Origin of the sequence: Clostridium sp. (assembly GCF_016650095.1) — a bacterium.
GTDB lineage: Bacteria > Bacillota > Clostridia > Clostridiales > Clostridiaceae > Clostridium_AD.
This window is the reverse complement of the sequence record NZ_JAENWL010000183.1, coordinates 1-7,085: the sequence shown is the minus strand read 5'-3', so window position 1 is coordinate 7,085 and position 7,085 is coordinate 1. Positions and strand designations below refer to the sequence as shown.

General features: G+C 28.8%; 5 protein-coding genes and 1 pseudogene. 4 read left to right on the top strand and 2 right to left on the bottom strand.

Annotated features, from left to right (window positions below; all coding sequences use genetic code 11):
* Nucleotides 1-63: 63 nt before the first annotated feature.
* Together JJE11_RS11405 and JJE11_RS11400 are read right to left on the bottom strand one after the other, a co-directional pair.
* Nucleotides 64-1,467: a hypothetical protein gene (locus JJE11_RS11405; protein ID WP_291635678.1), complete on the bottom strand. Its 1,404-nt coding sequence runs from the start codon at nucleotides 1,465-1,467 to the stop codon at nucleotides 64-66.
* A gap of 298 nt (nucleotides 1,468-1,765) precedes the next feature.
* The gene (locus JJE11_RS11400) at nucleotides 1,766-2,710 is read right to left on the bottom strand and encodes a YafY family protein (RefSeq protein WP_291635676.1); all 945 of its coding nucleotides are present in this window, start codon (nucleotides 2,708-2,710) and stop codon (nucleotides 1,766-1,768) included.
* A gap of 554 nt (nucleotides 2,711-3,264) precedes the next feature.
* On the opposite strand from JJE11_RS11400, the gene JJE11_RS11395 reads away from it, so the two are divergent.
* The 4 genes and pseudogenes from JJE11_RS11395 to JJE11_RS11380 all read left to right on the top strand — a co-directional run bounded on the left by JJE11_RS11395 (nucleotide 3,265) and on the right by JJE11_RS11380 (nucleotide 7,071).
* Complete coding sequence (locus JJE11_RS11395) at nucleotides 3,265-4,473, top strand: sodium:proton antiporter (RefSeq protein ID WP_291635674.1); 1,209 nt, start codon at nucleotides 3,265-3,267, stop codon at nucleotides 4,471-4,473.
* 452 nt (nucleotides 4,474-4,925) lie between these two features.
* Complete coding sequence (locus JJE11_RS11390) at nucleotides 4,926-5,936, top strand: asparaginase (protein WP_291635672.1); 1,011 nt, start codon at nucleotides 4,926-4,928, stop codon at nucleotides 5,934-5,936.
* A gap of 400 nt (nucleotides 5,937-6,336) precedes the next feature.
* The gene (locus JJE11_RS11385) at nucleotides 6,337-6,501 is read left to right on the top strand and encodes a hypothetical protein (RefSeq protein ID WP_291635670.1); all 165 of its coding nucleotides are present in this window, start codon (nucleotides 6,337-6,339) and stop codon (nucleotides 6,499-6,501) included.
* Between the two features lie 2 nt (nucleotides 6,502-6,503).
* Nucleotides 6,504-7,071, top strand: a pseudogene (locus tag JJE11_RS11380) (zeta toxin family protein).
* Nucleotides 7,072-7,085 lie beyond the last annotated feature (14 nt).

Sequence of the window (7,085 nt, the reverse complement as noted above, 5' to 3'; positions counted from 1 at the left end):
GAAGACAAGCTATGCCAGTATTAGTTGGTCATAGCTTGTCTTCTTCTTAATGTTATTGAAAGTTTATGTTACTAGGTTATAAGATAATTTATTTTTTCTTTCTAAAATACTCGAAACTAAAGTATGAAAGTTATCTAATATAATTACATCCTCTATATCTGATACAGATATTTCTTGATTACTTTTATTTTTACATATTATTTTATGTAACTCTGCATCATAAAACCCCTGCTTATCTTTAGTAATTTTTGATAGATATGCATTATCCAAAAATGCAATAATCTTTTTTAATATTATATTTCTATCAACTGTATTTACCTGATTTGCATTGCACTCCTCTGTTAATTCTAATCTATCAATTAAATTATTATGTGTGATAACAATTTGTTCCTTTATACTCTCTATGTAACCCTTATAATTATTTAGTGTATATTCTTCATAGGAACTGGACTTATCAATCTTTGTTACTACTACTATATTTTGTTTTGACTCTGATAGAATAATATTCTTTAATTCTTCTATACCTTTATCATCAACTAGTAGTCCACCAGTAGCTACTGGAATCAGTAAAATTTTATTTATCGCGCAAGAATTAGTTACACTACTAATTAGCCTTGCTTCTTTATTACCGAGAGGTTCTCTAAACACAACTCCTTTTCTAAATTTTTCAGGTAAACATCGTTTCGCTTTTTCATCACATCTAAAGAGCAATGTTGCATGTTCAAAAAGTATTCTACATGATGCTATTTGATTAAGCCCTTCCTTTTGCTGCTTGTATTTATTAAATGCATTAGTAGGTATAATTGTTTTTTCTATAATGTTCTCTTGATCTAGTAAAATTTCATGACGGTGTCCATAAAAATCATCTATATTTAATTCTGTAAATATTATATCATCAAGAAGTTTAATGAGCTTTTTGTTTGATATGTTATTACTTATATAATTCTCAACGTTATCTTCATTTGTAAAATTAGACTGTAGATCTTTTGCAATTTCTAGAAATTCTTCAATTAATTTTATAGTCCCAAATAAATTATACACCGACTGATATAAATCGATATTAACTTTAATTCCATACTCATTATTTTTCTTTAATCCAGTTTTATTAACCACATCAGTAATGCTCTTATTAATATCAAATTTAAATTCAGAATCAATATTTATAGCAACTAAAATTAAGTCACGAGTTATATCGCTCTTTGTTCTCGCTTTTAAAATAATCCTACTTTTTGTATTTTCAAGAATAACTATATCTATTGGTATCATAGTACGATTTCCTGACGTTGTAATAATTTTATTTAATATTCTTTTACCTTCCTCATCTACAAATTGTTGGCAAAAGGTAGTTTTTCCTGCCCCTGTAGTTCCTACTAACTCAATAATGGTTGGTTCTATGGATTTAAATATCCTTTTATAAAAAGGTATAATATCACCGCTTTGATCATCACTAAGTTGTTCATATGTCATTATATGTCCCCCTGTCTACTGATGCTCGCTATAAATACCAGTTAATCAGTTTACTATTTTTCTAAAGTTACAGTTACCCTAATTGGATATCTGTAGCCCACTCGCAAGTGAATCGTGGTACTATTTAAGTCATATTTCTTACTAGCAACTTTATTATAAACAATATTATCCATTTTTACAAGTAAAATTTAAAAATTCAATAAGAAAGTAGAAAGTTATACAAATTTCTTTCCACAATCTGTTTCCCATATAATGAAAAAAGCCACAGGAATCCCCCCATGACTTACTCCAAAAAATATTAAATTATTTCCAACATTTTTTTTAATTCTTCTTTTATTTCCTCCTTCAAGACCACAGGTTCAATAATGGAAACTGAAGTGCGCATAGATAGAATCCATCTAATAATATCGGCTTTTCCGTTTATTTGTCCCTGAAAAATTATAGTTTCACTGTCAATCCATTTAATTTCTTGATTTTCAGCATATAGTCCTTCACTTACAGATTGTGAAAATGGTTTCTTAATTAATAGTTTTAAATTGTAATTTTCATCATGAAATAATCCTAAATGATTTTTCATAAATTCTTTAATGTTAAACGAAGTAGATAATTCAAAAGCTTCATTCAATACTTCTACTTGCATTATCCTCATAAGCTTAAAAGTTAATGCTTTTTCTCTATTTTCGCAGTAAGCGATGATATATTTCAAATTATTCCTTGTTATTAGTCCATAAGGATGGATTATCCTTTCAGTTTCTCCTGAAGATAATGAACAATATTTTATTTTTAATTTTCTTTTAGAAATACATGCTGATTGCACTTCTAATTCAAATTTTGTCTCTTTATCCAAATTTAATGATTTTGATTTTAAAATAATATTATCTGAATAATCATCTAATTGATTACGACTTTCATTTAAAATTTTAATTTTATCATTTAGGCTTTCAAGTTGAAATTTGAAATCAAAATCGGTAGATTCCTTAAGATATGTAGTCGCCATTTGTAATGATATAGCTTCTTCAGATTTTATATCAAGATTTAATATATAATCATAACCTATTAATTCAAATCCCCCAGTAGGCCCTGGAATAGATTCTACATTTACGTTAGCTTCAGCTAAATCGCTCATGTATTTTCTAATCATTCTTTCACTAACACTCAAAGCATCAGCAAGTTCCTTGGTTTTCACTCGCTTTCTACTTTTTAATATAATAAGTAATCTGAGCAAATTTGAAAACTTACTCATTTATTGTTCCTCCCCTTCTTATACACTATTTTTATAAATTTATATCCTTAATATTATTATACCTCAATATTATCTTACCATATATATAAACATTTAAAACTACAAGACTTAAAAATCGTTTTATTATTTGCCCAAGTAATCCAAGCAAGCCGGTTAGGGTAAAATAGAGTAGCATAATTATTAGTTGCCAGTCTGCGAAACTGGAAACACAAAAATCGGAAATTCTTTTCCAATTTTCGAAAGGTTACTGGATTATTTTTACATATTTGTATAGATAATCACCCCAGTGGTATGCTTGAAAGGGGCGCATTTACTGCAGAAAAATGCTCACTAATGTCATAATATGAAAAATGGAGGATTTTATTGAAGAAAACGATTTTTTAAGTCAATATATGATTATCTGATGTTTTATATTGAAAATTGAAGTTTGTACATTTTATATAGTTCTGCTAGTATTGGTGAGGATGTATATTTAAAAGCAATATGATAAGAATTTAAACTTATATAAGTTTTATTTTATATGTACTATTACAATAACAAATGGAGGAAATCATATGGAAACCCAAAATATATTAGAATTATTTGCCTTAGTAATTGTTACAGGGGTTTTATTTACGAAACTTAGTAAAATGATAAAAGTGCCTGATGTTGTACTGTTTATAATTGCAGGAATTTTACTTGGACCTAGCTTTTTAAATCTGGTGAATATCGGCAGGTACCCTGTTGGTAATGATTTAATACTAACATTTGGTGCTGCTTATATTTTATATGACGGCGGACGAGAAATCGAGTTGAAAATACTGAATAAAGTAAAGATATCATTATTTCTTATGTCTACAGTAGGGGTTTTAATATCTACCTTTATTACTGGCTTTTTTGCATCAATTATATTTAAGATGGATTTTATGTATGCATTATTATTGGGTTCAGTTATTGCATCAACAGATCCCTCGGTACTTATTCCTCTTTTTAAAAAAATGAGAATAAGCAACAAATTAAAACAATTTATAATATCTGAATCAGCTTTTAATGATGCAGCAGGTGCAATTATTACCTTTGCAATACTAGGAATTATACAAGGAGGTAGCTTTTCAATTCAAACAAGTCTGTTAGAATTAGCTAAAACCTTCTTTGGAGGTATAGGAGTAGGTTTAGTTGTTGGAACACTGTCTACAGTGCTTATTACTCATGATAAGTATGGCTATTTTAGGGACAACCCCGCAGAAATAAGCATAGCAACAGTGGCAGGTGCTTACGTTATTGCTACTCATTTTGGACTTAGTGGTTTTATGGCAGTGTTTATTATTGGTATTATTTGTGGGAATAAGAAACTCTTTAGACTTCGTATACAAGATGATCCTTATATTACACAAACAAGATTTAAGGAAGTTTTAACACTTTTACTACGTATGATGATTTTTATTCTACTAGGTACACATATAGATTTTGCATCAGTTGCACTATACTGGAAACAAGCAATATTAGTAGTAGGAGTTCTTATATTTGTAGCAAGGCCTGCATCTGTTCTCCTTTGTGTAACATTAGATAGAAATGCAAAATGGAATTTTAAAGAAATTATTTATCTGATGTGGATTAGGGAAACAGGAGTAATTCCTGCAGCTCTTGCTGGTATGATGGTTTCAATGCACGTGCTGCATTCTAACATTATTTCCTCTGTAACTTTTATTACAATATTAATAACTCTATCCGTTCAGGCAAGTACCGCTCAATGGTTAGCAAAAAAGTTAAAACTAGAAGTTTAATAAAAAATAATATCCGGTTAGGGTGGTAATCACCTTAACCGGTTTTTTTATGTGATCCACTTTTAAATGTAATAAAGAGCAACCATAAGTTATCCATTTCGTTTCCAATTTATGCCAGTTTTCTCGACTTAGCAAGGAGGTAACCGGAAGTTACCTTCTTGCTAAGTCATGTTTTCATGTGCGAAGTTTGAGTATATATATTTTTTTGATTCATATTAACATTTATTAATTTGTCTAAAATTAATATTGTAAATTAGTATTAATACTTTATAAAATAATCTTTTTGGGGCATTTCCCTTTCTTTATTACTTTTGATTAATGATTAATTATGATAAACTTAAGTTAATAAATTATAATACTATTCGAAAAAAAATTGATAAATTGAAAACGGTGCCAATCTGTATTAAAAGTAAAAAAATTAATAAACTATTATTAACATAGGAGTGGTTGTGATGAAAAAAATTTTATTAATTGGAACTGGTGGAACAATAGCATGTTCTACCTCAAAAGATGGTTTATCGCCGCATTATAATATTAAAGAGTTATTAAATTATGTACCTGAAGTAAGAAAATTATGTGATATTTCCGGTCAGCTTATTATGAATATTGATAGTACGAATATTAATCCTGACCATTGGATTCATATAGCTAAAACTATTTATGAAAATTATAACGATTATGATGGATTTGTTGTTACTCATGGAACTGATACAATGGCGTATACTTCCTGTGCTTTATCATATATACTTCAAAACCTTGGGAAACCCATAGTTCTAACAGGTGCTCAGCATTCTATAGAATCAATAGGTACCGATGCAAAACAAAATTTGTCTGATGCTGTAACATTTGCAATAGAAGATGTCGCAGGAGTATTTGTTGCATTTGATGGAAAAATAATTTCCGGAACACGTTCAAAAAAAGTTAAAACAAAAAGTTTAGATGCATTTAGCAGTGTAAATTTTCCTTATATTGCATATGTAAAACATGGAGTAGTTACTTACAATGAGGATATTCTAAAATTTTTACAACCTAGTACAAATAAAGAACCACAATTTGATTTTTCCTTGTGTACAAGCATTATTATATTAAAGCTTTTTCCTGGAATAAATCCAAAAATATTTGATTTTATAAAAAAAGAATATAAAGGCGTTATTATTGAAAGTTTTGGAATTGGAGGCATACCTTTTAAAGACTATGATATAATTTCCAAAATCAAAGAACTTACTGAAAATGGGATAGCGGTTATTGTAACTACACAATGCCAAGAGGAAGGTATAGATTTAGATATTTATGAAGTAGGTAAAAAACTTGCTAAAACCAAAATAATTTATGCACAAGATATGAATATAGAAGCAATTACTGCTAAACTAATGTGGGCAATTGGAAAGTCACAAAATTTAGATGAAATTAAGAAGCTCATAGAAACACCCATAATGAATGACTTAGTTTTGCGGATTCAATAGCAAGGAGAAGACTTACAGTTATCTTAGTAGGGTGTTAAGCCACCCTCTTTCTATTCCCATTTAAATCTTAATCAAACAGATCATTCTAGCCATGTCTCTGCTTCATTACCTTTTTTAGGCGGCTATCCAGACTCCAAGAAGAAATTGGAAACAGCTTCTCCTTGCTCCTCTCACATGTAAAAAATTGGAGGCTTTCCTTCTGAAATGTCATTACATCCTTGAGTATTACTTCATAATCTTCTTTATAATCAATTTTACTAGGTAGTACTTCTATAATTATACCAATAGTTTATAGCCATCAACCGATTATTACCGAATATAATTTATCGTAATATAGTTTATTTTTTTAACATATTGTTATAATATATATATATAACAGTTTGAATTGGAGGTATTAGGTATGGAAAATGAAAGCAGTAGAATATATGATTTTTTTTTGAATTGCTCTTATAGCGATTTAAAGAATTTATTTAAAATGGCAAAAAGCAAAGAAGAGCAGGATTTTTATATTATTTTATCTAATATGGTTCTACAAAGAGAACAAAAAAAGGTTATAGGTAACTAATTATGCCAACTTACACAATGTTTGCAGGCGCTAACGGTGTTGGTAAAACATCATTATAATAAATCGATTTATTATAATGAAAATTAATATGAAAAAAGAATAAATACTGATGAAATGGTATCTCGTATAGGCTCATGGAAAGATAATAATCTTCAAATGGAATCTGCTAGAGAGGCCGTGAAACTAATAAAGATTTATATATCAGAAAAAATATCTTTTAACCAAGAGACTACGTTATCTGGCAAAAGCATAATCAAAAACATAAAGCTGGCAAAAGAAAATGGTTTCTATATAGTTATGAACTATATAGGAGTTGAAAATCCTGAAATTGCGAAGGATAGAGTTAAGATAAGAGTGAGTGAAGGCGGACATGGAATATCTGATGATACAATTGAAAGAAGGTATTATTCCTCACTAAAGAATTTAAAAGCAGTAATTGAAGTATGTGATGAAATTACCATATATGATAATACAGAAATATTTAAAGAGATACTCGATTACAAGGATGGTAATCTAATTTGGGAAGATAAAGATTTGCCAAACTGGGCAAATAATTTATTAGATAAATAGATATTAAAACTTAG

What these genes read in the sequence shown, in the direction of transcription:
- JJE11_RS11405 (WP_291635678.1), bottom strand. Translation starts at nt 1,467, where the DNA reads ATGACATATGAACAACTTAGTGATGATCAAAGCGGTGATATTATACCT.
- JJE11_RS11400 (WP_291635676.1), bottom strand. Translation starts at nt 2,710, where the DNA reads ATGAGTAAGTTTTCAAATTTGCTCAGATTACTTATTATATTAAAAAGT.
- JJE11_RS11395 (WP_291635674.1), top strand. Translation starts at nt 3,265, where the DNA reads ATGGAAACCCAAAATATATTAGAATTATTTGCCTTAGTAATTGTTACA.
- JJE11_RS11390 (WP_291635672.1), top strand. Translation starts at nt 4,926, where the DNA reads ATGAAAAAAATTTTATTAATTGGAACTGGTGGAACAATAGCATGTTCT.
- JJE11_RS11385 (WP_291635670.1), top strand. Translation starts at nt 6,337, where the DNA reads ATGGAAAATGAAAGCAGTAGAATATATGATTTTTTTTTGAATTGCTCT.